This window comes from Bacillus sp. MN7755 (genome assembly GCF_054771475.1).
The window spans coordinates 31,779-55,942 of sequence record NZ_BTRL01000006.1 but is presented as its reverse complement, the minus strand read 5'-3'; the positions used below and the strand labels follow the sequence as shown (position 1 = coordinate 55,942).

General features: G+C 34.2%; 22 protein-coding genes and 1 pseudogene. 7 read left to right on the top strand and 16 right to left on the bottom strand.

Annotated elements, in window-relative coordinates; genetic code table 11:
* Positions 1-214: 214 nt before the first annotated feature.
* Complete coding sequence (locus tag ACYVEC_RS04540; RefSeq protein WP_063225180.1) at positions 215-721, top strand: GNAT family N-acetyltransferase; 507 nt, start codon at positions 215-217, stop codon at positions 719-721.
* 371 nt (positions 722-1,092) lie between these two features.
* Here ACYVEC_RS04540 and ACYVEC_RS04535 read toward each other — a convergent pair whose 3' ends face one another.
* The gene (locus tag ACYVEC_RS04535; protein WP_001068388.1) at positions 1,093-1,215 is read right to left on the bottom strand and encodes a hypothetical protein; all 123 of its coding nucleotides are present in this window, start codon (positions 1,213-1,215) and stop codon (positions 1,093-1,095) included.
* Between the two features lie 329 nt (positions 1,216-1,544).
* Between ACYVEC_RS04535 and ACYVEC_RS04530 the strand changes: the two genes are divergently transcribed.
* The 3 genes from ACYVEC_RS04530 (at position 1,545) to ACYVEC_RS04520 (ending at position 4,549) form a co-directional block, all read left to right on the top strand.
* Positions 1,545-2,216 carry a response regulator transcription factor gene (locus ACYVEC_RS04530; protein ID WP_000238951.1) on the top strand — a complete coding sequence of 224 codons (672 nt, stop codon included), beginning with the start codon at positions 1,545-1,547 and terminating at the stop codon, positions 2,214-2,216.
* Between the two features lie 64 nt (positions 2,217-2,280).
* The gene (locus tag ACYVEC_RS04525) at positions 2,281-3,744 is read left to right on the top strand and encodes a sensor histidine kinase (protein WP_460505741.1); all 1,464 of its coding nucleotides are present in this window, start codon (positions 2,281-2,283) and stop codon (positions 3,742-3,744) included.
* Between the two features lie 292 nt (positions 3,745-4,036).
* Positions 4,037-4,549 carry a GNAT family N-acetyltransferase gene (locus ACYVEC_RS04520; RefSeq protein ID WP_000351216.1) on the top strand — a complete coding sequence of 171 codons (513 nt, stop codon included), beginning with the start codon at positions 4,037-4,039 and terminating at the stop codon, positions 4,547-4,549.
* Positions 4,550-4,582: 33 nt separating this feature from the next.
* Here the strand turns inward: ACYVEC_RS04520 and pdxR are convergent, their stop codons facing one another.
* The gene (gene pdxR, locus ACYVEC_RS04515; protein WP_063225182.1) at positions 4,583-5,983 is read right to left on the bottom strand and encodes a MocR-like pyridoxine biosynthesis transcription factor PdxR; all 1,401 of its coding nucleotides are present in this window, start codon (positions 5,981-5,983) and stop codon (positions 4,583-4,585) included.
* A 120-nt stretch (positions 5,984-6,103) separates the two neighbouring features.
* On the opposite strand from pdxR, the gene ACYVEC_RS04510 reads away from it, so the two are divergent.
* The gene (locus ACYVEC_RS04510) at positions 6,104-7,030 is read left to right on the top strand and encodes a DMT family transporter (protein WP_460505738.1); all 927 of its coding nucleotides are present in this window, start codon (positions 6,104-6,106) and stop codon (positions 7,028-7,030) included.
* A 115-nt stretch (positions 7,031-7,145) separates the two neighbouring features.
* Positions 7,146-7,670, top strand: coding sequence for a DUF4871 domain-containing protein (locus tag ACYVEC_RS04505; protein ID WP_460505736.1), 525 nt, complete (start codon positions 7,146-7,148; stop codon positions 7,668-7,670).
* A 290-nt stretch (positions 7,671-7,960) separates the two neighbouring features.
* On the opposite strand, the gene ACYVEC_RS04500 is transcribed toward ACYVEC_RS04505, so the two are convergent.
* The 14 genes and pseudogenes from ACYVEC_RS04500 to ACYVEC_RS04435 all read right to left on the bottom strand — a co-directional run bounded on the left by ACYVEC_RS04500 (position 7,961) and on the right by ACYVEC_RS04435 (position 22,578).
* Positions 7,961-9,163 (bottom strand): NAD(P)-dependent malic enzyme, encoded by a 1,203-nt coding sequence (locus ACYVEC_RS04500; RefSeq protein ID WP_460505734.1) that lies wholly within the window; start codon positions 9,161-9,163, stop codon positions 7,961-7,963.
* 59 nt (positions 9,164-9,222) lie between these two features.
* Complete coding sequence (locus ACYVEC_RS04495; protein WP_000512716.1) at positions 9,223-10,569, bottom strand: 2-hydroxycarboxylate transporter family protein; 1,347 nt, start codon at positions 10,567-10,569, stop codon at positions 9,223-9,225.
* Positions 10,570-10,691: 122 nt separating this feature from the next.
* Complete coding sequence (locus ACYVEC_RS04490; RefSeq protein ID WP_460505732.1) at positions 10,692-11,399, bottom strand: response regulator; 708 nt, start codon at positions 11,397-11,399, stop codon at positions 10,692-10,694.
* Positions 11,396-12,997 carry a sensor histidine kinase gene (locus ACYVEC_RS04485; RefSeq protein WP_460505731.1) on the bottom strand — a complete coding sequence of 534 codons (1,602 nt, stop codon included), beginning with the start codon at positions 12,995-12,997 and terminating at the stop codon, positions 11,396-11,398. Before ACYVEC_RS04485 ends, ACYVEC_RS04490 begins: the two co-directional genes overlap by 4 nt.
* Before the next feature lie 78 nt (positions 12,998-13,075).
* On the bottom strand, positions 13,076-13,894 hold the full coding sequence (locus ACYVEC_RS04480) for a methyl-accepting chemotaxis protein (protein WP_445079865.1): 819 nt from the start codon (positions 13,892-13,894) through the stop codon (positions 13,076-13,078).
* A 120-nt stretch (positions 13,895-14,014) separates the two neighbouring features.
* Positions 14,015-15,028: pseudogene (locus ACYVEC_RS04475) on the bottom strand (HAMP domain-containing protein); the annotation flags it as partial.
* A 271-nt stretch (positions 15,029-15,299) separates the two neighbouring features.
* Positions 15,300-16,037 (bottom strand): C39 family peptidase, encoded by a 738-nt coding sequence (locus ACYVEC_RS04470; RefSeq protein WP_142332692.1) that lies wholly within the window; start codon positions 16,035-16,037, stop codon positions 15,300-15,302.
* Between the two features lie 13 nt (positions 16,038-16,050).
* Positions 16,051-16,872, bottom strand: coding sequence for a transporter (locus ACYVEC_RS04465; protein WP_460505729.1), 822 nt, complete (start codon positions 16,870-16,872; stop codon positions 16,051-16,053).
* A 206-nt stretch (positions 16,873-17,078) separates the two neighbouring features.
* The gene (locus tag ACYVEC_RS04460; RefSeq protein ID WP_460505727.1) at positions 17,079-18,329 is read right to left on the bottom strand and encodes a sensor histidine kinase; all 1,251 of its coding nucleotides are present in this window, start codon (positions 18,327-18,329) and stop codon (positions 17,079-17,081) included.
* Positions 18,326-18,997, bottom strand: a complete 672-nt coding sequence (locus tag ACYVEC_RS04455) for a response regulator transcription factor (protein ID WP_063225193.1) — start codon at positions 18,995-18,997, stop codon at positions 18,326-18,328. The genes ACYVEC_RS04460 and ACYVEC_RS04455 overlap by 4 nt, the downstream gene beginning before the upstream one ends.
* 165 nt (positions 18,998-19,162) lie before the next feature.
* Positions 19,163-19,867, bottom strand: a complete 705-nt coding sequence (locus ACYVEC_RS04450; RefSeq protein WP_063225194.1) for a metallophosphoesterase family protein — start codon at positions 19,865-19,867, stop codon at positions 19,163-19,165.
* Between the two features lie 514 nt (positions 19,868-20,381).
* Positions 20,382-21,254 carry an ankyrin repeat domain-containing protein gene (locus tag ACYVEC_RS04445; protein ID WP_142332690.1) on the bottom strand — a complete coding sequence of 291 codons (873 nt, stop codon included), beginning with the start codon at positions 21,252-21,254 and terminating at the stop codon, positions 20,382-20,384.
* Positions 21,255-21,691: 437 nt separating this feature from the next.
* Positions 21,692-22,195 carry a nitrous oxide reductase accessory protein NosL gene (locus ACYVEC_RS04440; protein ID WP_460505724.1) on the bottom strand — a complete coding sequence of 168 codons (504 nt, stop codon included), beginning with the start codon at positions 22,193-22,195 and terminating at the stop codon, positions 21,692-21,694.
* Positions 22,196-22,323: 128 nt separating this feature from the next.
* Positions 22,324-22,578: a hypothetical protein gene (locus ACYVEC_RS04435; RefSeq protein WP_063225196.1), complete on the bottom strand. Its 255-nt coding sequence runs from the start codon at positions 22,576-22,578 to the stop codon at positions 22,324-22,326.
* A 256-nt stretch (positions 22,579-22,834) separates the two neighbouring features.
* On the opposite strand from ACYVEC_RS04435, the gene ACYVEC_RS04430 reads away from it, so the two are divergent.
* A complete protein-coding gene (locus tag ACYVEC_RS04430) occupies positions 22,835-24,139 on the top strand; it encodes a CitMHS family transporter (protein WP_063225197.1) in 1,305 nt (434 codons plus the stop codon).
* The last annotated feature ends 25 nt before the right edge of the window (positions 24,140-24,164 follow it).

The window sequence follows — 24,164 nt, the reverse complement described above, 5'->3', positions numbered from 1 at the left end:
AGTTAATAAAGTTAATATATAATTTCATTACATAAAGTGAAACTTTAATCAGTGGGGAGCTTTATTGCCCGTTAATGCGGGGTAATTAAAAATAAAACATTATAGCATATATCTTTTCATTCTTTTACAAATTAAAAGAGACTGCTAACAAAACGCATATACAATCTTATACAAGTAATGGATTTATTTGAAATCAACCAAGGAGGTTACAACGATGGAAATTCGCTTATTAACGACAGAGGATGCAGAAATATATTTAAAAGTTTGTATGGAAGGTTTAACGAAGAACCCGGAAGCTTTTAGCTCTTCTTATGAAGATGTTCTTAAACATGAGGATCCTGTAGTTGCTATGGCAAAACGATTAAGCAATCCGGATAAGTATACTCTAGGTGTCTTCAAAGATAACGATTTAATTGGTATCGCTACTTTAGAAACAAAACCATTTATTAAACAAGAACATAAAGCAAAAATCGGTTCCGTTTTTGTTTCCCCAAGAGCTCGTGGCCTTGGAGCAGGACGAGCGCTTATTAAAGCAATTATTGAAAATGCCGATAAATTACATGTAGAACAACTTATGCTCGATGTTGTAGTTGGTAACGATGCTGCAAAAAAATTATATGAATCATTAGGTTTCCAAACTTACGGCGTACAAGAGCGTTCATTAAAACATAACGGTCAATATTGGGACGAGGAACATATGGTTCTGTTCTTAAATAATTAATACTTCAATATAAGTTTTCCAAAAGCACCTTTTTATTAAAAAGGTGCTTTTTTCATTACAACAATGTAATCTTCATGTCACCTTTATCGATCGTACCAAACCTTTCCATTCATTATACTAAAAATATAAAGTGAAACTTTACTTAGTGAGGAAATCCATCCTTAACTGCTCATGAAATGAACGTATAGCATTCAATTGATATGTAGAGGAGAATGTGACATGAAACAAAACAAACGAGCTATGCTTTTAATATTTACTACAGCGATTGTAACTTCTGGGTTAGCAATTTTACCTTGGTTTATTATATAGAACTATTCCCCTAATAATGAAAAAAGCTCATTGCTTCTTACGAAGCAATGAGCTTTTATATATTATAAAATCCCCAAAATTTTATTTACACAACTTATAATAATAACCATAGATACGGCAATGCACATGACAACCGTATTACGATCTTGCTTTTCTTTTTTTGAAATTTCTTCTTTTGGATTCATGTGTATGATCTCCTTTTAAAAAAAGTGTGAGATAGGAAATTTTTCTTATCCGATGCGAGGTGAATACGAAAACCCTCTCTATCTCACATACACAATAGAATGGAATTGTCATTTTATAAATAAAATGACATGACGTTATGTCGCAACATAGGGTATTTTGTGTCGCTACGTTTTCTATTATAAGAAATAGTTGTGCAAAACTAGTGCATTTTTTATGTCAATTACTCTGAGCGAAAAATAACTCTTCCACTCAATCACATAAAAAGAGTTTTTTATTATTTTCATGTAAACTATACAAGTAGAATGAACAGTTTGGGGTGCACAAGATTATGGTAAAAATTTTATTAGTAGACGATGAAGAACGTATGTTACGATTATTAGATCTGTTCTTAAGCCCTCGCGGCTATTTTTGTATGAAAGCTACCTCTGGCCTTGAAGCGCTAAAATTAATAGAACAAAAAGACTTCGATATTATTTTGTTAGATGTCATGATGCCAAATATGGATGGATGGGATACTTGCTATCAAATTCGTCAAATTTCCAACGTTCCAATTATTATGCTAACAGCTCGTAATCAAAATTATGATATGGTGAAAGGTCTTACTATGGGCGCAGATGACTATATTACAAAACCATTTGATGAGCATGTATTAGTTGCACGCATTGAGGCTATATTACGCCGTACAAAGAAAGATGGATTTGTTAGCTTCAATGGTATTGAGTGGGATAAAACGAAACATACTGTCACAGTTTATAATGAGAAAATCTCACTAACACCTATCGAATTTTCGTTACTTGGACTATTTTTACAAAATACAAACCGCGCTTATAGCCGAGATGATTTAATCGAAAAAATTTGGGGTTATGAAACAGACATCGAATATAGAACAATCGATTCACATATTCGCAATATCCGTGATAAATTACGCAAAAAAGGATTTCCAGTTGAAAATTACTTAGAAACTGTTTATAAAGTCGGATATAAATGGAAAAGTGAATAATTACTTCGGTCAGTGGAAATATCATACCACTGACCCTTTATTATGAATAAGGTATGGTGAGAAAATGAGTAAACTTTCACTTAAAATTGGGACATACTTTTTAATATTAGCCTTATGTATTGAAACAATTGCTTTCGTTTCTTTTTACAAAAGTATTTCAACAATGCGGATTGAGGAAGAAACACTTGCTCTTTTAGAAAAAGGTAATCGCTATAGTGACAAAATTACAAAACGCGCAAAGTGGAATACAATTGCTAAAGAAAAGAAACACGTCGAACGCGCTGAATACAATAAAAATCCTAACCGTCCTGTGTACCCAGAGTTCGATATCGCTGATGAGGCTGAACACTTAGTTGAATCAGAAGCAATTGCTAACTCTGATATAGCTATCATTATAACAGACGATAACGGAAAAATTATTTCCACTTCAGAACCAGTAACAAAAGCAATGCAAAAACAACTTACTTGTAAAACAGAACCTATTCCAAAAGGCGGATTGATCGTCGAAAAGAACTGGAAAAAATCAAAATTCATCACAACGGTAAGCCCACTTAACACAGCAGAGTTTCAAGGAAAGTTATATATGTTATTAAAAACATCTTTCTTAGAAAATATGTTACTTAAACTCATGAAGCAATTTCTTATCATTAGTGTTTTGACAATTATTTTAACGACTATTTCTGTCTTTGTTTTTTCTCGTGTTATTACTGAACCGCTTATCAAAATGAAGAGGGCAACAGAAAAAATGTCAAAATTAAATAAGCCAATTCAATTAGGTATTAAACGGAATGATGAACTTGGAAGCTTAGCAAAAACGATTGAAGATTTATCCAGTGAACTGACTTATATGAAAAAAGAAAGAAGCGAATTTCTCGCTAGTGTTGCTCACGAATTATTAACTCCATTAACCTATATGAAAGGTTATGCGAAAGTGGCAAAGAGAGACTCTTTAACGAAAGAAGAGCGTGAAGAATACTTGCAAATTATTGAGGATGAAACAGATAGTGTAACCGATCTCGTCCAAGATTTATTTATGCTGGTGCAATTAGAACAACACCAGTTTGTTATAAAAAAACAAAAAGTGCTTCTTAGGCCATTTTTAGAACGAATGGTTGAAAAAACAAAAACTACATTAACAAATAAACAAATGCAACTCCATGTATATTGCAAAGATGATTTAGAAGTTTGCATAGACGAAAGACGTATGGAACAAGTTATGTTAAATTTATTACACAATGCTTATCAACACTCACTAGAAAACACAACTATTACGATACGCGTACTCATAGAAACAGATTCTTTTACAATAAGTGTAGAAGATGAAGGAGAAGGTATTCCTGAAGAAGATATTCCACATATTTTTGATCGTTTTTATCGTGTTGATAAATCCAGAACGAGAGCTACTGGAGGAAAAGGTATCGGGCTAGCTGTTGCAAAAGAAATTATAGAATTGCATAACGGTTCCATTCTAGTAACAAGCCAATTAGGAGTAGGAACAAACTTTATAATCGAACTACCTTTTGAGTAATATGTGTGTGAAAACACCAGTAGTAGTAAACACTACTGGTGTTATTTTGTTCATAAAATCAGCTCATATAAGCTAAGCTTTTGAAATTATTCTTATTTCAATATAAAATAAAGTGAAACTTTAATCCATGGAAAGGTTCACCCCATGGATTATTAGTTGAACCAATCGGGCATTTATAGGCAGTTATCTCCCACCTAAATTCCGCGCATTCGCCGAATTTTAAAGTTGGAGTCTTACTGCCCGTTAATGCAGGGTAAAGATACATTTGTCAAAGATTTGGAGGGTGATATAATTGGATATCCATGTATTAACAAAAGACGAAGCGGAAATTTACTTAGAACTTCGTGTAGAAGGATTAAAGCAAAACCCTGAAGCTTTCAGCTCTTCTTATGAAGATATTATTAATAAAGAGTGTGCGATTGAATATAAAGCACAAAAATTAGCACAAGATGAAAACTATACGCTAGGTGCATTTAAAGATGGGCAATTAATCGGGGTTGCAACGCTGGAAACGAAACCATATGTAAAACAAGAACATAAAGCTAAAATCGGTTCTGTATATGTGTCTCCAAAAGCACGCGGACTTGGAGCAGGAAAAGCACTTATTAAAGAATGTCTTGAACTTGCTAAATCTTTAGAGGTAGAACAAGTTATGCTTGATGTTGTTGTTGGCAACGATGGCGCAAAAAAACTTTATGAATCATTAGGATTTAAAACATTCGGTGTGCAAGAACGTTCATTAAAATATAACGGACAATATTGGGACGAAGAGCATATGGTCTTATTCTTAGATGAAAATAAATAATAAAAAACATCCTCTCATGTATGAGGATGTTTTTTACTTTCTTGTAACCCATGCCTTATGTAATAATTGAATCGCTTTCGCAATTTCTTCTTCTGATAAAATTGCAAACCCAAGTAAAACTACATTTCCAGGTGCAGTACCGTCTTCATAGTACGTAGAAACAGGATATATTTTAATACTATATTTTGCTGCTTCTTTAATTAGTTCTTCTTCGTGCATTCCATTATGCACTTTTAATAAAATGTGTAATCCCGAATCTTCTCCTATCACTTCAACACAATTAGAGAAATACCTCTCTATTTCAAAAACAAGTCTATCTCTCTTCTTTCGATAGACGACACGCATTTTATGAATATGTTTTTCCCAATAGCCTTCATTTAAAAATCTTCTTATCACTTCTTGGTCCATTCTTGAAACACTTTGTGTATAAAACAAATATTCCTTTTGATACTTTATAATTAAATTCTTCGGTAATACTATATAACTCATCCGTAATGAGGGTAACAAAGCTTTTGATAGCGTCCCCATATAAATAACTTTCCCCTCTGTATCTAACCCTTGTAGCGCTGGAATTGGCTTTCCTGAATAGCGAAATTCACTATCGTAATCATCTTCAATAATATACCTGCCTCCTTCTTTCTTCGCCCATTGTAAAAGTTGCGTCCTTCTCGTAATAGGCATAATCATTCCATATGGGAATTGATGAGAGGGAGTTACAAATACAACATTTGCATCGCTATTTTCTAAATCTGCCATACAAATGCCATCCTTATCTAAAGACAACATTTGAACCTTTTGTTCTCTCTGTTCAAAAACGACCATTTTCCTATGATAACCTGGGTTTTCAACAGCATAATTACTTCCCTTCAACAATTGAAAAAGTAACTTTACTAATATTTGTGTTCCCGCTCCTAATACAATTTGACTAGCAGAACAACGCACACCTCTAGATTCATACAAATAGTTCGCAATTTCCTCTCTTAAGCTCAATTCCCCTTGAGGGTGTCCAAGAAAAAGCAACTCATTATTATGTGGCTGCCATACATCATTTATAAGCTTGCGGTACATAGTGAAAGGAAAAGTATTCGTATCCACCCCTGTTTGAGTGAAATCAAATGTATAGTTCTCCTCCTGAAACGGTATTTCTTCTACTTCCGCTTCGCTTCCTTCTACATCAATCATTTGTTCAATTTCACATACAAAGTAACCTTTTCTCGATGCCGACTCAATATAACCTTCTGCAAGTAATTGCTCGTAAGCCGCTTCTACTGTATTCTTACTCACTTGTAAATAGCCCGCCAGCTTTCTCTTTGCAGGTAATTTTGTAAAAGCTGGAATCGTTCCATCTTTAATCTCTTTTTTTATATACTCATACAATTGCACGTACAATGCCTTTTTACTATTCATATTTAAATTAGGCGTTAATTCTAACATAATATCTGACCCCTTAACAAAACTAAAATCTGATACTTTTTACAGTACCAGAAGTTATATATAATTCCTTTTATCATGTCACACATAAAAAATCAAATACTCGAGAGGAGATGCATGATTATGAACAATAGTAGACGTATTGGACTCATTATGATTATTACAGGAGCTACCTTATGGGGATTATCTGGCCCAATGATTCAGTGGCTATTTCAACATACTAACGTATCATCAATTGATTTTTTAACAATTCGCTTGTTGCTTGCGGGAGTATTTATTTTATCTTTTTTACTTATAAAAAAACAAAACATATTTCAAATTTGGAAACATCCTAGATATTCTATACAACTTATTATTTTCTCTATTCTCGGGATGCTCGGTGCGCAATACGCCTTTATCGAAACGGTTCATATTAGTAATGCGGTCACAGCAACATTATTTCAATTTCTTGGTCCTGTTCTTATTACTATTTATGTTGCATTTGAGCAAAGAAAATTCCCTGTTTCTATGCAACTATTCGCAATTATAGCCGCGCTAACAGGGACATACTTTATTATTACAAACGGTTCGATTGAAAATATTGTTTTATCAAAAGAAGTGATTATTTTTGGCCTATTAACGGCAATTGGATTTGCATTTTATACCCTTCATCCAGCTTCTCTTATTAAAGAATGTGGAACAACTATAGTAATTGGCTGGGGGATGTTAATCGGCGGCATCGCCCTGCTTATTTGCAATCGTTCGTTTGGATGGAGTCAGCTTTCACAAACCTTTACACCAAAAACTTTTTCTATGCTTATCCTTATCATTATAAGCGGCACTCTTTCTTTCCTTCTTTATATCGGTAGTCTGAAATATTTAGCCGCAACAGAAACAAGCATTCTATCTAGCATTGAACCACTTGTAGCTGCCATCGTTTCAATCGTTTGGCTGAATGAATCCTTTGGAGCCTATCAATTATTAGGTGGCGTATGTATCGTTCTTTCAGTTATTTTCTTAACAATGCCTCAAAAAGAGAGAGAACCAACCTTTTCAACTGAGCAAATATAAAAAATGTCAAAAGAGGTCGTACAAAACTTACGACCTCTTTTAACGTTTTAAAGGAATTGTCCTGCTTTCTAGCAAATACAATTACACTAACAATAAAAATTAGGAGTGTGGCACCATGAAAAAAATCGGAACTATGCTACTTTTCTCCTTTCTCATCACTGGATGCGCACAAGCACAGCCTGATTCAGAAGTACCTAAAAAAGAAAGCATCACAACATCATCCACTCAAGTTAACGCACCTTCCTTTTTTCATCTTAGCGTTTTAAAAGATGTGAATTGGGAAGAAGCTCCATCCTTCGTAGATGGAAAAATACCGTTAAAAGGCATTGAAGGAAAAATCGCAATGGCTGATACCTCTATTATCTCAAATGAACAAAATGAAATAATGTGGTACTTTCTAGATCCTGAAATACCAACTGGAAAATTGTCTATCATTGCGCTAAAACAAGGATCTATCACTCCGGCGCCGGTACTCTTTCAAAAAGACACTTCTAAACAAACTTGGACTACTTCAAATATAGTCGATACTACAATAACAGAACTCCCTCTCGTAATGTCATTACCTTCATCTGGATTATGGATATTAAACATATATATAAATGAAAAATATTATGATCAGTTTGTAATTACTGCTGAGTAAAGTGACAAAACTAAAACACTTTCTTACAACAATGTAATTTCTACGTCATGTACTTCGATAGTTGAAGTAGCTCTCTTCTCTTATACTTAAAGTAAGAAATGACACGAGGAGAGATGAGAGATGAAAAAAATGATAGAAATAATCGTAGCAATAACTGAGGTTTTAGTAAATGGTAAACAAGTTGCAATGGAATTAAATGAATAATGAAGAAACATAAATAATTCTACATTTCTTCATTATTTTGATTTCTTATCTCAAAAAAGCAGTGCCTTTTTAGGCACTGCTTTTAGCTATTGATAAATTGGTATTTTCGTAATTTGCGCCACACCTGAATCAATGGCTGCTTTCGCTACTGCTTCCGCAACACTTGGAACAACTCTTTTATCTAATGGATTTGGGATTACATAATTCGCATTACGTTCTTCGTCCGTAATTATGTTAGCGATCCCATATGCTGCCGCTAACTTCATCTCTTCTGTAATATCAGTCGCGCGCACATCTAATGCACCGCGGAATATTCCAGGGAACGCCAATACATTATTTACTTGATTCGCATAATCCGAGCGCCCGGTTCCTACTACAGCTGCTCCAGCCTCTAATGCATTCTCAGGGAAGATTTCTGGAATTGGATTCGCCATTGCAAACACAATTGCTTTCTCATTCATCGTCTGTACAAGTTCTTTCGTTAATACGTTAGGGGCCGATACACCGATAAAGATATCAGCCTGATGAATCGCTTCTTTTAACGTTCCACGCACATGTTCTCGATTTGTCTTTTTTGAAACTTCAATTTGCGCTTCGTTCATCCATGCTTCATCTTCACAAACAATACCTTCTAAGCTAACTAACGTAATGTGCTTTGCACCAGCCTTTAATAATAATTTTCCAATCGCAATTCCTGCCGAACCCGCACCGTTAATAACAATTTTCACATTATCCATTTGTTTGCTAACAACTTTTAATGCATTAATAACAGCCGCTAAGACGACAATAGCTGTTCCATGTTGATCATCATGGAATACAGGAATATTCGTTTCTTCTTTTAATCGTTTTTCAATTTCAAAACAACGCGGTGCTGCAATATCTTCTAAATTGATCCCTGCAAATGTAGGCTCTAAATTTTTCACAAGGGTAACGATTTCATCCACATCCGTCGTCCCTAAACATAATGGGAAAGCATCTACATTCGCAAATTTCTTAAATAATATACTTTTTCCTTCCATAACAGGCATAGCCGCTTTCGGTCCAATGTTTCCTAAACCAAGTACCGCTGTTCCATCTGAGACAACTGCCACCATATTCCCACGTGCTGTATAGTCATACACCGTTTCTTCATCTGCTGCAATTGCTTTGCAAGACTCCGCTACACCTGGTGTATATGTCAGGCTTAAATCATCCGCTGAATTTACTTCTACTTTACTTGTAATCTCAATTTTCCCTACTAATTCTTTATGCAATAACAATGATCTTTCATTAATTTGATTTTCTAACATACTTATAATCTCTCCTTAATTTGACAAGCTAGCTATATGAATATAGCTAGCTTGTTTGATCATGAAAACATTTTTAATAAGATTGTCGCTGTTACAACCATTGCTGCCCCGCCTAAACGAGTTGAAATTTGCGCGAATGGCATTAATTCCATTCGATTTGAAGCTGATAAAATAGCAACATCTCCAGTTCCGCCTAAACCGCTATGACATCCAGTTACAATTGCTGATTCAACTGGATACATTTTCATTACTTTCCCTACAAGAAAACCTGACGCTACCATTGTAAGAACAACCGATGCACACACAACAACATATCCTACTGAAAGAACTGCCGCTACGTCTTTTAACGGGATATATAGCAATCCTAGTCCAACCATTAACGGCCAAGTTAAATTCTTCGAAATAAATTTATATAGATGGAATGCTCCTTGCTCCATTTTTGCCGGCATTAATTTAAAGTATTTCACAAGTGCTGCTGAGAAAATCATAATGATTGCCCCAGGGATACCGATGAACTTAGAAGCAAATCCTCCGAAGATGAAGAACGTACACGCGATTAATAAACCCGCTCCCATTAATGAGAAGTCAATTGGCTTCTCTGTATTTTGTTCTTTTAATAACTCTGCTTGATTGTCTGTTTTTACTAATACACCGTTACCACTAAGCTCCGGTTTCTTCTCACCTAAACGCTTCATATATCCTGCACTCACAATTGCAAACATATTCCCAATAATAGCTGCTGGAATAAGCTGTGATACAAACGTTGCTGATGATTCGTTTAAAATATCACTATAAGCTAGCGATAATGGTAAAATCCCTTCCCCAATACCACCACTCACAATTGGTACGATGATGAAGAAGAATGTTTGCTTCATTTCAAATCCAAATAGTGAACCGACCAATAATCCTACTGCTACAGAAGCTAAGGTCCCTACTACTAAAGGAATAAACATACGAACGAAACCTTGTACTAACACTTTACGGTTCATTCCTAAAATACTTCCGACTACTAAACAAGAAATATATAAATATAAAAAGTTCGATTTTTTCATTAACATAGTCGCAGCTTCCATTGAAGCTGGATTCATCCAGTTAAAAAATACAAGTAATGATGGAATAAATAACGAAAGTATTGCCGGACCGCCGATATTTTTTAAAATTGGAATTCTCATCCCAATGTCTCCTAAGAAAATACCCATAATCATAATAACTGCAAATCCACCAATCATATCTGCTGGCAATTTATTATATACAGATGCCCCATAAATAATAGCAGCCAATACTACATATAACGGTAAAGGTATAACACCGATTTTTACATTCATAATTTTAGAAGCGAAAGATTCTCTTTGCACTTCATTTCCTTCAGGAAATGATACCGCTTCCACATTCTTTTGAATTCCCATATGGCACCCCCTTGTTTTCTTAATAACAATATTAAAACGCTTTCAATAGTAAAAATAGTTTTTGTAAGTTTTGTAATTGATTTTGTAATTAAAAAAAGTATAAGCGACTTATAATAAGTCGCTTATACGTAAAACTCTATTTTCTTTTGATCAACACATCTTAGTTTACTTACAGGTCTTCCCACATGTTGGTACATCATTTCGTTTTCTAACACTCCAATGTCAGTCAAAAACATTACATATTTTCGAATAGAAACTCTTGAAATCCCAACTAATTTTGCCATTTCATCTGTTGTAAACGCTCGTCCATTCAGCGAATCGATTTTCTGCCAAATTAATTGCAACGTTTGCTTCGTTAATCCTTTCGGAAGCTCTTTAGTGACAATAGGCTCTCTTTTTTCTTTTTGCAAAATTAACGAATCTAATTCCGATTGACTAATTTTTTGTTGTTCTTTCATGAAAGTAAGTTTTTCTCGATATATAGTTAATGCCTCTTTAAATCGTTCAAATGTAAATGGCTTAATTAAATAATCTACTACGCCATATTGTAATGCTTTTTTAATACTCCCCATATCATGTACAGCTGAAATCATCATAATATCGATTTCTTTTTCTTGGTTCCGAATATACATTAAAAGCTCAAATCCAGTCTCTTCAGGCATAAAAATATCAAGTAATACTAAATCTACTCGTGATCCCTCTAATACTTCTATCGCCGATTTTACGGAGTTAACTGCTTGAACAAGTTCAAACTCTCCTACTTGCTCTAAATAATGCGTATTTAACATTGCTACCATCGGGTCGTCTTCTACAATTAAAACTTTAATCATATTTGCCTCTCATCCCTACCTTTAGGTATTTCAATTGTTATCTTTGTTCCCTTTCCTACTAATGAATGCATATGAATTTCCCCATTTATTCGCTGTATACTTTCTTTTACAAGATACAAACCATAACCGCGGTTATCTCCCTTTGTGGAATAACCTTTCGTAAATAACACCCCTATTTCTTCTTGTATACCTTTTCCCGTATCTTGTACTGTAATAGTTAATGTATCCCCATATTGTATCTCAAGTTCAACTTGCTTCTTTTCACAATTCGTCACTGCCTCTAATGCATTATCAATTAAATTTCCGACAATCGTAATCAGTTCATGAGTAATACTTTCATCATCTATTTCCGGCATATAAGAATCTTCACTTATAATTAATTTTATATTTTTCTCTCTAGCATAGCTAAGTTTCCCGAGTAAAAAACCAGCAAATACTGGACTTTTTATTCTTTTCATAACTCCACCAATTTCATATTGATGCTCTGACACCATACCGCTTATATACTTCTGTAATTCTTCATACTGCTTCATGTGTGTAAGCCCTAATACGACATGCATTTTATTCATAAATTCATGAGATTGTGCCCGTAACGCTTCCGCATATAGTCTAATACCAGTTAATTCTTCTGCTAATTTTCTAATCTCTGTTTTATCACGAAATGTTGCAATCACGCCAACTATTTCTCCTTTTACATATAAAGGAACACGATTCGTTACAATCGTAATTCCATAAATATTTTGTTCTTCGTTTAATTGTACCTCTCCCGTTTGTAATACTTCTTTTATACGCGAATTAGGCATATACAACTCAACATCTTTACCGATAAAATCTTCTTCAAGTCCACTTTTCTTAAACAATCGCTTTGCCTCATTATTTATTAAAGTTACATTGGCCTCTTTATCTACAGCAATAATACCTTCCTTTACAGATTGTAGCATCGTATTTCTTTCTTCAAGAATTTTCGCTATCCTGTGGGGTTCAAGACCGAATAAACTTTTCTTTATATGTCTAGCTAGCAATATTGCTCCTATAATTCCGACTAGTACCCCAACTCCAACACCAATATAAATGATATGTCTACTTTCCTTAACTCTCTCTTTTACATTATCTGCTGAAATACCAACGGCCACCGCTCCAAGTTGTTCACCTGTTTCAGAAAATACAGGTACAAACACTCGCATTGAAATACCTAAAGTTCCTTCTGCCAGCGATACATGTTCCTTTCCTTTCAATACAGGTCCTTCATCTCCCCCAATAAAATGATGACCTATTTTTTGAGGATTTGGATGTGATTTTCTTATTCCATTCATGTCCATAACTACAATAAATTGAACACCTGTGTTTTTTAATATTCTATTTGCATACGTTTGGATTGCAGAAGTATCTGCTTTCCTAATTAAACCATCGATTACAATTGACTCATTCGCCACAATGTGTGCAATTGTTTTTGCTTTCTCTGCTTGGCTGTCCTCCGTTGCCCGTTCTACATTATGACTAATTAATATATCTGTCACAAGTAAAGAAAAAATTACAACCGTACAAACTAACAATGTAATCGTTTTCCATAAATTCCATAGCCTTTTTCTTTTTTTCATCCCGTTAATGACTCCCCTAATTGCTGAATAGAAAAATAAGTAAGGTGATATTATTTTCACCTTACTTATCTGCTGTTATTATACTTTAAATTTACTAGTCATCGCTTGTAGTTCTTCGGCCATCTCAGCTAAGTTTTGCGAAGCTGAACTAATTTCTTCCATTGAATTTACTTGTTCTTCTGTTGAAGCAGCAACACTTTGCATACTAGCTGTATTTTCTTCTGCAGCCGCTGCAATTTCATCAATAGCATTTGTCACTTCATTTGCATCTCCAGCAATTCTCTGCGTTGTTTCTACCATTTGATTAACTTGAGAAACAATATGTGTAGTAGAACTTAAAATTTCCGTAAAACTTACTTTCGTTTTTGTTACAACATCAAGACCTTGTTGAACTTCCCCATTCACATTATCCATCGCCTTAACAGTATGTTCAATATCAGCCTTAATTTCTGCAATTAAATTTGCAATCTCTCCAGATGATTCTCCTGATTGCTCCGCTAATTTTCTAACCTCATCTGCTACAATAGCAAACCCTCGGCCCTGTTCACCCGCTCTTGCTGCTTCAATAGCCGCATTTAAAGCTAATAAGTTCGTTTGAGTAGCGATGTTTTGAATTGCTTCAGAAATAGCTCCTACCTGCTTTGATTTCTCATCAAGAAGTTTAATAATAGCATCCGACTCGGATACCGACCTAGAAATAGACTGCATTTGTGTTGCAGTTTGTTCAACCAAGTCTTCACCCTCTTTAGCTCGCTCTCTCGCATGTAATGAGGAAATAGAAATTGATTCCGCGCTTCCAGTCACATCTTGAATTGCTGTATTTACTTGTTGTAATGTAGCCGCACCTTCTTCAACACCTTGACTTTGTGATTCAGCCCCACCTGATACTTGTTCCATTGCAATTGTAATTTGATCTGTCGCATCATTTGCTTGCTGTACGCTCGCTGTTAACTCTTCAGCCGATGCCGCCACATGCTCTGCTGAAAAACTAATTTGAGTAATAATATCTTGTAAAGAGGCAGACATTTCATTAAATGAATTCCCTAATTTTCCTATATCATCATTTGAATGAATTGTAATTTTCTCTGTCAAATCCCCCTTACTAATTTTATATGCCGAGTCAGCTATTTTTCTTAATGGTCTTGTAATAGACTTTGTGATGAAATAAATTAATACACTACCAAATACAATAGCGATAGCAATGACAATAAAAGTCTTATAAAAAACTGGATTCGCAGCTTGGGTAATTTCTTCATCAAACATGACTCCAACTACTTTCCAGCCCGTTTTCTCATTTGTTGCAAAGATTAAATTCTTTTTATCATCTTGTTCTGTATAAGAAACATTTCCTTGTTTTTCTTCATAGATTGGTTTAACCCAAGGATCAGTAACTTTTGCACCTGGTTTTCTAGATGGATGACTAACAATTTGCTTATTTTGATCTAAAATAACTGCATAACCTTTTTCCCCAATGTTAATCATTTTGGAGATTTTTAAAATGTTATCTAAATTTAAGTTAATTCCTATAACACCTTTACCATCTTTTACTTCTTTAGCAATTGTCACTACCATATTTTTTGTAGATGCTGATTGATATGGTGCAGTAACAATTACTTTCCCTTTATTTTCATGTACTTCTTTATACCACTCTCTCTCTGTTGGATTATACCCATCAGACATTTGGATAAATGGTTCTCTTATAAACTTTCCCGTCTGCGTTCCAATATAAATACCTTCTACTTCTGGATGAAGTTTTATATATTGCGCTAATTTCGTTCTTACTATTTCTTCTTGTCCGTTTGGATATGTATCCTCTGTTAAAATGTCTGCAAAATATGCTGCATCAACAAATTTCTCTTCTATATTTTGAGAAATAACAGTATTTAAAATCGAAATATTTTCCTTTGCTTTACCTGTAATTTGTTGTTCAAAATTTGTTTTGGCAGTTTGATATGAAACACCACCGATAATAAGTCCTGGTATAGTTAAAATAAGAAAAAATGAAATGATTAATTTTTTCTTGATACTCATACATTTAACCCAGTTAAATATTTTTTGCATAATAAGCCTCCTTTATGTAATGTGGATACTTGTGTAATTTTATACAAGTGACATATATAAAACAATATATAATGATAACATGTAATATTTTTGTCAATTATGCATTTTTACATATTCACTACTTCTAAATATTTAATTATAAAAAATAAAAGAACTTCAGCTCATATAATAAGCTAAAGTTCTCTTATTTCTTAACAAAAAAACACCTCTTACAATTCCTTACATCTCTTTCCTTACTAATTCATTTGGAGCTTTTCACATAACTAATCGCCTGACTCCCCATTTGTATCCATGCCTTTTCAAAGCTTTCTCTCGGTACTTTTACATCTAAACTATCACTGAGAGGATCTCGAATATATACAAATTCCTTATCATATCCAATCAGTACAACGCAATGTTCATTATACGTAATAGAAACATCTCCACTATTTGTCTCCCATGTAGTGAATTCATCCTCATCTAGTGGCGCAAATGTTGCATTTGTAATCATGACTACCGGTTGTCCTGCCTTTACACTCTTATACATTTCTTCTATACTCTTCCCCGTTAAATCTACAGCTTTATTAGGTAAATACTTTTTCGCTAATTGAAAAAGTGGCCCATGATATACACCATATCCGGATTCAGAAAAGGTATAAATATTTCCTACAAATCCTTCATTCGGATCCCCACGTACACCATCGTTCATAAAATCAACCTTCTTTATTTCATTTGCTAATTTCATCTTATCCACTGTAATATCTGCGTATTGTAACATCATCGCTAAGCTCGTTACTTCACACCCTCTATCTAACTCTGGTAATTGCTGAATTAATGGTACATTTGATAAGATAACCTTCTCATCATTATTACTAAACCCCGTTCGTTTTTCACTTTGTATATTGAAGAATGTTAATTTTGTAATTCCATTTGTATATACACTCCATACTGCTATACCGAGTAAAGCCATACATATATACCACTTCCATTTCCTTATCACTCTCACGCCCTTTTTAGTTCGTTAAATAAGAATAAAATGCGTCCGCATCCGTTCGAATCACTGGTACAAAATTTAGCTCTTTTCCTTTTTCAGGCTGATCTTTTTTTATTTTTTCTGCTAATTCCTGAACATTCATATTCGTTTTATCCATATTAAGCTCATCTGCCATTTGTAACACTTTTTGTTCATTAATTTCGCTTAATACTTGATATATATCTTTACCATATAAATCAATATGATATTTTTTTGCTTCTGCCTGCACTTTTTGTTCGTACACTTCTTGTGCTAACTCTTCTATCTCTTTTCCTTTTTGTGAAATACCTAACTTCCCTGCTTCCTCTCTTACTTTCGTTCCATAGATTTCTTCCGCAATGTCCTCTATTTCTTTTCCATTTGTCGAAATACCTAATTTATCCGCTTCAACGCTAATTTTAATCGTATTAATTTGAGTAATCAAATTTACAATTGATGTATTTTCTATTGATATGCCTAACTTTAACGCTTCTTGCCTCACTTTTGTTTCATAGATTTCTTCTGAAAGAGTTCCAACATCTTTTCCTTCAATCGAAATTCCTAACTGTTCAGCTTCTCTTCCTACTTCCGTCTCATGAATTTCTTTTTCTAGCGTAATCTGTTCTTTCCCTTCCGTTTCAATACCTAGATTCTCCGCCTTCTCTTCTGTATGCACCGCATGTATCTTTCCGTTATTTAATTGTTCTTTACTACGCTGCGTGTAATCTGTCTTTCCTTTTGATGTTTCAGAAGGAGAGGCACCCCCTAATATACTTAAACTCATTACTCCAATAGTGAATACCGTCATCATTTTCTTTTTCAAAATTAATTCCTCCCTCTTACACTTTCTTTTCCATCATTCCCTATACATAATCAAAATAACATTATGATTGATATAATCTGTTCAAATATCTTTTTATAATCACTTCTTCATGTGACGAACTTTCTGTATATAATACATGTTACAAATTGTTTCTTAACTTTCCCTTAAAAAAAGACGACCTTGTAAAAACAAGATCGTCTTCTCACTTATATTCTTTGATTTTTAGGGAAAATCACGTCAAAACAAGTACTCTCTCCCCATTTGCTCTCTACTGATATTTTCCCATAATGCTTTTCTACAATCCAATTCGCGATTGAAAGGCCTAATCCCGCTCCTTCTGACGCACTCCTCGCTTTATCTCCTTGATAAAAACGGTCAAATAGTTTTGGGATGTCCTCATCTTTCACTCCTATCCCATCATCTTTCACTCGTATAAGAATCGAACTGTTCGTTTGTGTACACTCGATTTGAATATGCCCACCTTTATTCGTATACTTCATCGCATTATCTAATAATATGACCATCATTTGATGAATTCTCTCTCTATCACCCATAAATGATATGTCATGTTCTACTTTCAATATCATCTCTTTTTCTTGATAGGAAGCAATTTCCTTATATGGATCTACTATTTCTTCTAACAATTTATCCATTTCAAATGTTTTCTTATCCATCTCAATTTGATTAGAATCTGAACGTGCTAACAACAATAAATTACTAACGAGCTTCGACAATCGTCTACATTCCTTTGAAATCGTAGAAATGTCCATCGCTTTCTCTTCTATTGTCGCAGATGGTGACTGAAATAATATATCTGTTTTAGATTGAATAACCGCAAGTGGTGTCCTTAATTCATGCGATGCATCCGACACAAATTGCTGCTGTTTTTCCCATGAATTTTGAATGGGTACGAGTGCCCTGCCAGCTAAGAAAAAGCCGATACCTATCGCACATAGGCTTCCTATGCTACAACCTATAACGAGAATTAAAAATAAAGTGTTTAGCATCTCTTCTTCAGCCGTTGTATCACGTACAATTTGAACTATTTTTCCATCTTCTTGAAGCGCAAATGTTCTAAAATATCGTCCTTGCACTTCAATATCTTGTAAATCTCCTAACTTTTTTGGAGAAAACTTTTCCAAATTCTCTTCAAAAATAGATCGGAATTTATGGTTATTCCCCTCTATCTCCACTATTTTCCCATTCCAAGTTATTTTAGTTACACGCGGATCTCCAATTTTAATATTCTCCATACTTTTTCTTGGTGGTATTTTAACATCTGAATTTTTTCCATACTGAGTCGCCATTTTTATAGATTGATCCATTTCATTATAAATACGCTTATATGTGTACGAATAAATAATACTACCTAATACGCCTATTAATATGATAAATACTAATGAATTCAATATAGTCAATCGAATGCGTGTCTTCTGAAACATACTTCCCTTTTTCATTGTTCTTTTAATATATATCCAATACCTCGAACGGTTTGAATATCTTTCTGATAACCGAATGGCTCTAGTTTTTTACGTAAATGATGCACATACACTTCTACAATCGCTACTGTCGTATCTGAATCAAATCCCCAAACACGATCAAAAATTTGTTCACGCATTAAAATCTTCCCGCTATTTTGAACGAGATACTCTAGTAGCTCATATTGTTTCAACGTCAGCTTAATACCTTGTCCATCCACTTGAACGTCTTTATCTTTTCCGAACAATTCAATCCCTTTATAGCGAATGGTTTGCTGTGTCGTTAAACTACCACTTCTGCGTAGTAAAGCGCGAATTCTCGCTTTTAATTCAGGGGCCTGAAACGGCTTAACGATATAGTCATCTCCACCAAAATCCAACCCTTTCACTCGATCTTCTAAAGAATCTCTCGCTGTCAAAAAGAGGACTGGCGTTTCAATCTTTTCATCACGTATTTTTTGAATCACTTCAAAACCATCCATTTCTGGCATCATCACATCAAGCAAAATAGCATCATATATATTTTGTAACGCTAAAAATAATCCATCTTCTCCATTCAATGCTGTATCTACTTCAAATTCATCACGCAAAATTTGTACGATAGACTCTAATAACGAAGCATTATCTTCTACTACAAGCAAGCGCATATTCTCACCTTCCACTATATCGTTCGATTCTATTTATGATTACATTTTTGACTATTTCCTTCTAACGTTTTTCTCGATATAAAATTTGAAAGATTTATTATAAAAGCTCTTCCTTAAATTTTGCTTAATAAAAAATTGAAAGAAATAAGATTCTCCTTATCTCTTTCAACTTTTTACTACGTACACCTTTTTACTCGGCAATTCTAAACAATTTAGCTGGCCACCATATACAGCACCACCATCAATTCCTATAATACCGTTATTCCCAAAATACACATTACAATTATCATTTCCATGAAGCGTTTTTGTTTCCGTATGACCAAATACAACAACCTTTTCGCCACTATATCCATTATGAAACTCATTACGGATCCACATTAACGTATATGGTTCAGATTCAGAAACTCGTTTCAATGGCTCAACACCAGCATGTACAAATATATACTCTTCTGTTTCAATGTAATGATCTAATTCTTGAATAAACTTTACATGTTCTTTTAAAGCATGCGATTGTAAAATCGGTTTTTGGAAGTCCTCCTCATTAACTGCAATATCTTCTTCTACAAATCCATAGCTGTATAAAGTCTTATCTCCACCATTCCTTTTTACCCAATGGTTCCATGAGCGTTCCTCATCAGTCGTTAACGCTTTAATCATCATATCTTCATGATTGCCCTTTAGAACGAGGGCTCCTTCTTCTTTTAACTCTTTTACCTTTTCAATTACTGCACGCGCATTGGGACCACGATCCACATAATCTCCCAGTAAAATTAATTGATCCTGTTTTGTATCATATTGAGCTTCTTCCAATAACTGTTCGAACTTTTCTATTTCTCCATGAATATCACTAATAACAAGAATTCTTTTCATATTATCCCCCCTCTTTCTAATTATAGTTCAAAACGACAGAAAGTTCCGAATCATGATTTCAAATCACATTTATTACAAAATAGACTATTATCCTTACAACAATGTAAGTCTCTTGTCATTCAATTCGATAGTTGCAATTGCTATATTTCCTTATACTAAAAGTAAGAAATGAAACAAAAAACAAGGAGAGATGAGAAATGAAAAAAGTGATGGAAATTGTAGTAGCAGTGGCAGAGGTTTTCGTAAATGACAAACAAGTTGCAATGGAGTTAAACAAATAATGAAAAGAGCAAGATTCATTCTAGACCCTTTACTCATATAAAAGAGATAAGACTTCTTCATTTTTTTGATCCCTTATCTCCTTGTAAAAAACCGTATCCTTTTTCAGGATACGGTTTTCTTTACAAACAAAAATCCCATTTACATACACATTACTGAATCCATCATACTAAATGACTTCTTCATTCTGTCTATCTAAATGAGATTATTTCGTACTTTTTATTTCTTTGTCTTATTATTCCACCGGTTGTAGTTGTGGCTGTACTAATTCATTCGCTCCAGCTACCCTCAACATATTTGCAATATCTTTAAAGCCTCTTTTTTCAGCATATTGTAACGGCGTAATATTTTCCTTATTGGCCATATTTACATCTGCCCCGTGGTCAATAAGCATTTGAATTACTTTCTTATGATTTTCACTACCATTTCCTAATACAATTGCTTCTACTAAAGCTGTTCCACCACGAGCATTTTTATAATTCACATCAATATCTGTATGCTCTAATAATTCTTTTACGACCTCTACATGGCCACGTTCAGATGCTGAAATGAGTGCTGTTCCACCTGACTTAGTCGTTTCTTTCGTATTAACTCCTGCATTAATTAATACTTTTACAATATCCGTATATCCTTCTCTACTTGCATAAAGAAATGGATTACTTTGTTTCTCATCTTTAATTTCAATATTAGCACCTGCACCAATTAATGCTTTAACTGTTTCTACATGATTTTGATACGTTGCTGCAAGGACAGGCGTTTCTCCGTTGTCACCTTCTACGTTTATATTCGCTCCATCTTGAATCAACTTCATAGCTGTCTCTGTGTCTCCAAGAGTTGCTGAAAGTAACAACTGTTTGTCCATTAAATTTATACTTTTTTCTTCTTTAGATTCTTCCTGTTCTTTATGCTTTTCTTTTTTCTTTTCGTTTTTCACATGAACCGGTTTCGATTCTGGTTCTTCTTGCTTATCACAAGCCACTACCGTCATTAAAAGTCCTAATAACATACATAATAAAATTTTTTGTTTTCTCACAACTACAGCTCCTATGAAAGATAATGTTTTCTTAACCATTCCTCCATCACATACAATAACTCTTCTTGAGTACATTTATCCATAAGCCCTTTATATTCCTTCTTTAATCGGATTATCTTAAACTTATACTATGTTTCTCAACCTATTGGAATGATACGCCTGATGGCCTCATCATTAACATTATGAAGCAATTAGTTTAGCACGTTTTTACCGCATTTGTATACATTTCTAAAAAGTACATAAAGTGAAACTTTAATCAGTGGGAGGGTTCACCCCACTGATTATTAGTTGAACCACTCGAGCATTTACGGGCTATTGATCTCCCACCTAACTTCTTTGCTCCTGCCTAATTTTGAGGTGGGAGTTTTACTGCCCACAAATAGCGGGATAAATGATTGCTTTAGGTTACTATATTCCATTGTAACCGTTCTTCTAAAAATTTTACACCTTTTCTATATTTGCACCTGAGTAATACTAAAAAAAGACAACCCTACAGTTGTCTTTTTCTAGTATTAATGATGCCCACCATGATTCCCTGTTTTTGGTTTCCCTATCATTTCTTTATTCATTTCCCATTTATGCTCTGCTAGCTCTTTATACGAAAGAACTTTCCCCTTATAGTTAGATACAAAACTCTCTGCACCTTTTTTATTTTTAAATGAAATGACATTATAAGCCATTGGTGTCGTTATTGTTTTATCATATACGTAAGTAGCGTCTTCTAACGAAACCCAATCTTTCGAATCATAATCTCGAACAAATTTTTCTTTCGTCTTTTCGCCTGGATTAATCTCCATCCATTTATACATACAACCAATATCATCAAACTTTAACGCTTTTCCATTTTCTAAAATGATTTCTGTTGCAAATTGATTATCCATTACCCCAATTTGGCAAATATCACACTTATCATGTTTCTCATCAACTGCTACCGCTTCTGCTTGTTTCTTACCACATCCTACTATTGTAAATACAAAGAATAAGCATATAGCAAGCATCACATACTTTGTTCTCATTTTATTTCCTCCCTATACGTATCTTCCACAAGGAGAATATCAAAAACTTGTGTGAGATTTGTGAAAAAACAATGTTATTTTTGTAATACATGGAAAAAAGATGTGTAGTCATATCTACACATCTCTCATCATTCACAACCTGTAATTAATAAATCGTCTTCTAACTTAACTAATAATGTCTCTATATGAATTAGTTGCCCAACAACTACATTTACTAATCTTATATTTCCACTGATACCGACCGCAACTTTTTCAAGTTCACCGTTATTTTTTCGGATCATCATTAATTTTTCCCACTCATATACGTAAGAAGATTCATTAACAAAAATCTCTTCTACTTTTCCTTCATAAGAACTATAAATCTCTTCCATTCTCGTTTTCATATAAAATCTACTCCCTATTTCACACTTCAATATTTTCATCTTATTCTACCATTCTTACAGAGAGCAGCTTACCTTTTTAAAAATTCAAATTAACTACCGTGAACAAAATGAACAAAATAAAAATTATGCTTCTAATGATGTTATTTTTCAAATTATTTACCATTTGAATAGATGCCACTATGATAAACAAAAAAACTATTTTCTGAATTTTTATTTTATTTTGAAAGCGTAATCATTTTTTGGAGGGGGAAATCATATGTTAGCTCTACTTGGATTTACGATGGTATTTGTCTTTATGTTTTTAATTATGACGAAACGTATGTCTGCACTAGTAGCATTAATATTAGTTCCAATTACTTTCGCATTAATTGGGGGGTTTTATGCAAATATGGGACCTATGATGTTAGAAGGAATTCAAAAACTAGCACCTACTGGTATTATGCTTATGTTTGCTATTTTATATTTTGGAATTATGATTGATAGCGGTTTATTCGACCCTGTCATTAGTAGAATTTTAAAATTTGTAAAAGGAGATCCTTTAAAAATTGTTGTTGGTACAGCAATTCTTACTATTATCGTTTCATTAGATGGGGATGGAACGACAACTTATATGATTACTGTTTCTGCAATGTACCCACTATATAAACGCCTTGGAATGAATCCACTTATATTAGCTGGGGTTGTTATGTTGGGGGCTGGTGTAACAAATCTTACGCCTTGGGGTGGACCGACAGCTCGGGTTATGAGTGCACTTGGACTAGACGCATCAGAGCTCTTCACACCACTTATACCAGGAATGATTGCTGGTGCACTTTGGGTAGTTTTCGTTGCTTACTATCTTGGAAAAAAAGAAAGAAAACGTTTAGGAATTATGGATGTACAATATTTAAAACAAATGCAAACGATGGATGAGCAAGCTGCAACAGTCGAAGCTGCCACTCACAAACGTCCTAACCTTCTATGGATTAACTTTTTATTAACTGCTACCTTACTTGTCTGTCTCATACTAGAAGTTATGCCGTTACCTGTCTTATTTACAATCGCTTTCGCTATTGCTGTTATGCTTAACTATCCGAACTTAGAACAGCAGAAAGAACGTATTGCTTCTCACGCAGGAAACGTATTAGCGGTTGTTTCTCTCGTATTTGCCGCTGGAATTTTCACTGGGATTTTATCTGGAACAAAAATGGTAGATGCGATGGCTAAAGGTGTAGTAGCCCTTATACCAGATGCACTTGGACCACAATTACCAATTATTACAGCGCTTCTTAGTATGCCGTTCACATTCTTCATGTCCAATGATGCGTTTTACTTCGGTGTACTACCTATTTTAACAAAAGCTGCTGCTACCTATGGAATTAGTGCGGCTGAAATGGGACGTGCTTCCTTACTCGGGCAACCTGTTCACTTATTAAGTCCTCTTGTCGCATCCACTTATTTATTAGTCGGAATGGCTAAAGTTGATTTTGGTGAACATCAACGCTTCACTTTATTGTGGGCAGTTGGAACGACAATGGTAATGTTGATTACTGGAATTTTAATTGGGATTATTCCAATATAAGATAAAAAAACAGTAGAGGACATAT

Coding starts and splice junctions, on each gene's coding strand:
- ACYVEC_RS04540 (WP_063225180.1), top strand. CDS start 215: ATGGAAATTCGCTTATTAACGACAGAGGATGCAGAAATATATTTAAAA.
- ACYVEC_RS04535 (WP_001068388.1), bottom strand. CDS start 1,215: ATGAATCCAAAAGAAGAAATTTCAAAAAAAGAAAAGCAAGATCGTAAT.
- ACYVEC_RS04530 (WP_000238951.1), top strand. CDS start 1,545: ATGGTAAAAATTTTATTAGTAGACGATGAAGAACGTATGTTACGATTA.
- ACYVEC_RS04525 (WP_460505741.1), top strand. CDS start 2,281: ATGAGTAAACTTTCACTTAAAATTGGGACATACTTTTTAATATTAGCC.
- pdxR (WP_063225182.1), bottom strand. CDS start 5,983: ATGTTAGAATTAACGCCTAATTTAAATATGAATAGTAAAAAGGCATTG.
- ACYVEC_RS04510 (WP_460505738.1), top strand. CDS start 6,104: ATGAACAATAGTAGACGTATTGGACTCATTATGATTATTACAGGAGCT.
- ACYVEC_RS04505 (WP_460505736.1), top strand. CDS start 7,146: ATGAAAAAAATCGGAACTATGCTACTTTTCTCCTTTCTCATCACTGGA.
- ACYVEC_RS04500 (WP_460505734.1), bottom strand. CDS start 9,163: ATGTTAGAAAATCAAATTAATGAAAGATCATTGTTATTGCATAAAGAA.
- ACYVEC_RS04495 (WP_000512716.1), bottom strand. CDS start 10,569: ATGGGAATTCAAAAGAATGTGGAAGCGGTATCATTTCCTGAAGGAAAT.
- ACYVEC_RS04490 (WP_460505732.1), bottom strand. CDS start 11,399: ATGATTAAAGTTTTAATTGTAGAAGACGACCCGATGGTAGCAATGTTA.
- ACYVEC_RS04485 (WP_460505731.1), bottom strand. CDS start 12,997: ATGAAAAAAAGAAAAAGGCTATGGAATTTATGGAAAACGATTACATTG.
- ACYVEC_RS04480 (WP_445079865.1), bottom strand. CDS start 13,894: ATGGAACAAGTATCAGGTGGGGCTGAATCACAAAGTCAAGGTGTTGAA.
- ACYVEC_RS04460 (WP_460505727.1), bottom strand. CDS start 18,329: ATGAAAAAGGGAAGTATGTTTCAGAAGACACGCATTCGATTGACTATA.
- ACYVEC_RS04455 (WP_063225193.1), bottom strand. CDS start 18,997: ATGCGCTTGCTTGTAGTAGAAGATAATGCTTCGTTATTAGAGTCTATC.
- ACYVEC_RS04450 (WP_063225194.1), bottom strand. CDS start 19,867: ATGAAAAGAATTCTTGTTATTAGTGATATTCATGGAGAAATAGAAAAG.
- ACYVEC_RS04445 (WP_142332690.1), bottom strand. CDS start 21,254: ATGTACTCAAGAAGAGTTATTGTATGTGATGGAGGAATGGTTAAGAAA.
- ACYVEC_RS04440 (WP_460505724.1), bottom strand. CDS start 22,195: ATGAGAACAAAGTATGTGATGCTTGCTATATGCTTATTCTTTGTATTT.
- ACYVEC_RS04435 (WP_063225196.1), bottom strand. CDS start 22,578: ATGAAAACGAGAATGGAAGAGATTTATAGTTCTTATGAAGGAAAAGTA.
- ACYVEC_RS04430 (WP_063225197.1), top strand. CDS start 22,835: ATGTTAGCTCTACTTGGATTTACGATGGTATTTGTCTTTATGTTTTTA.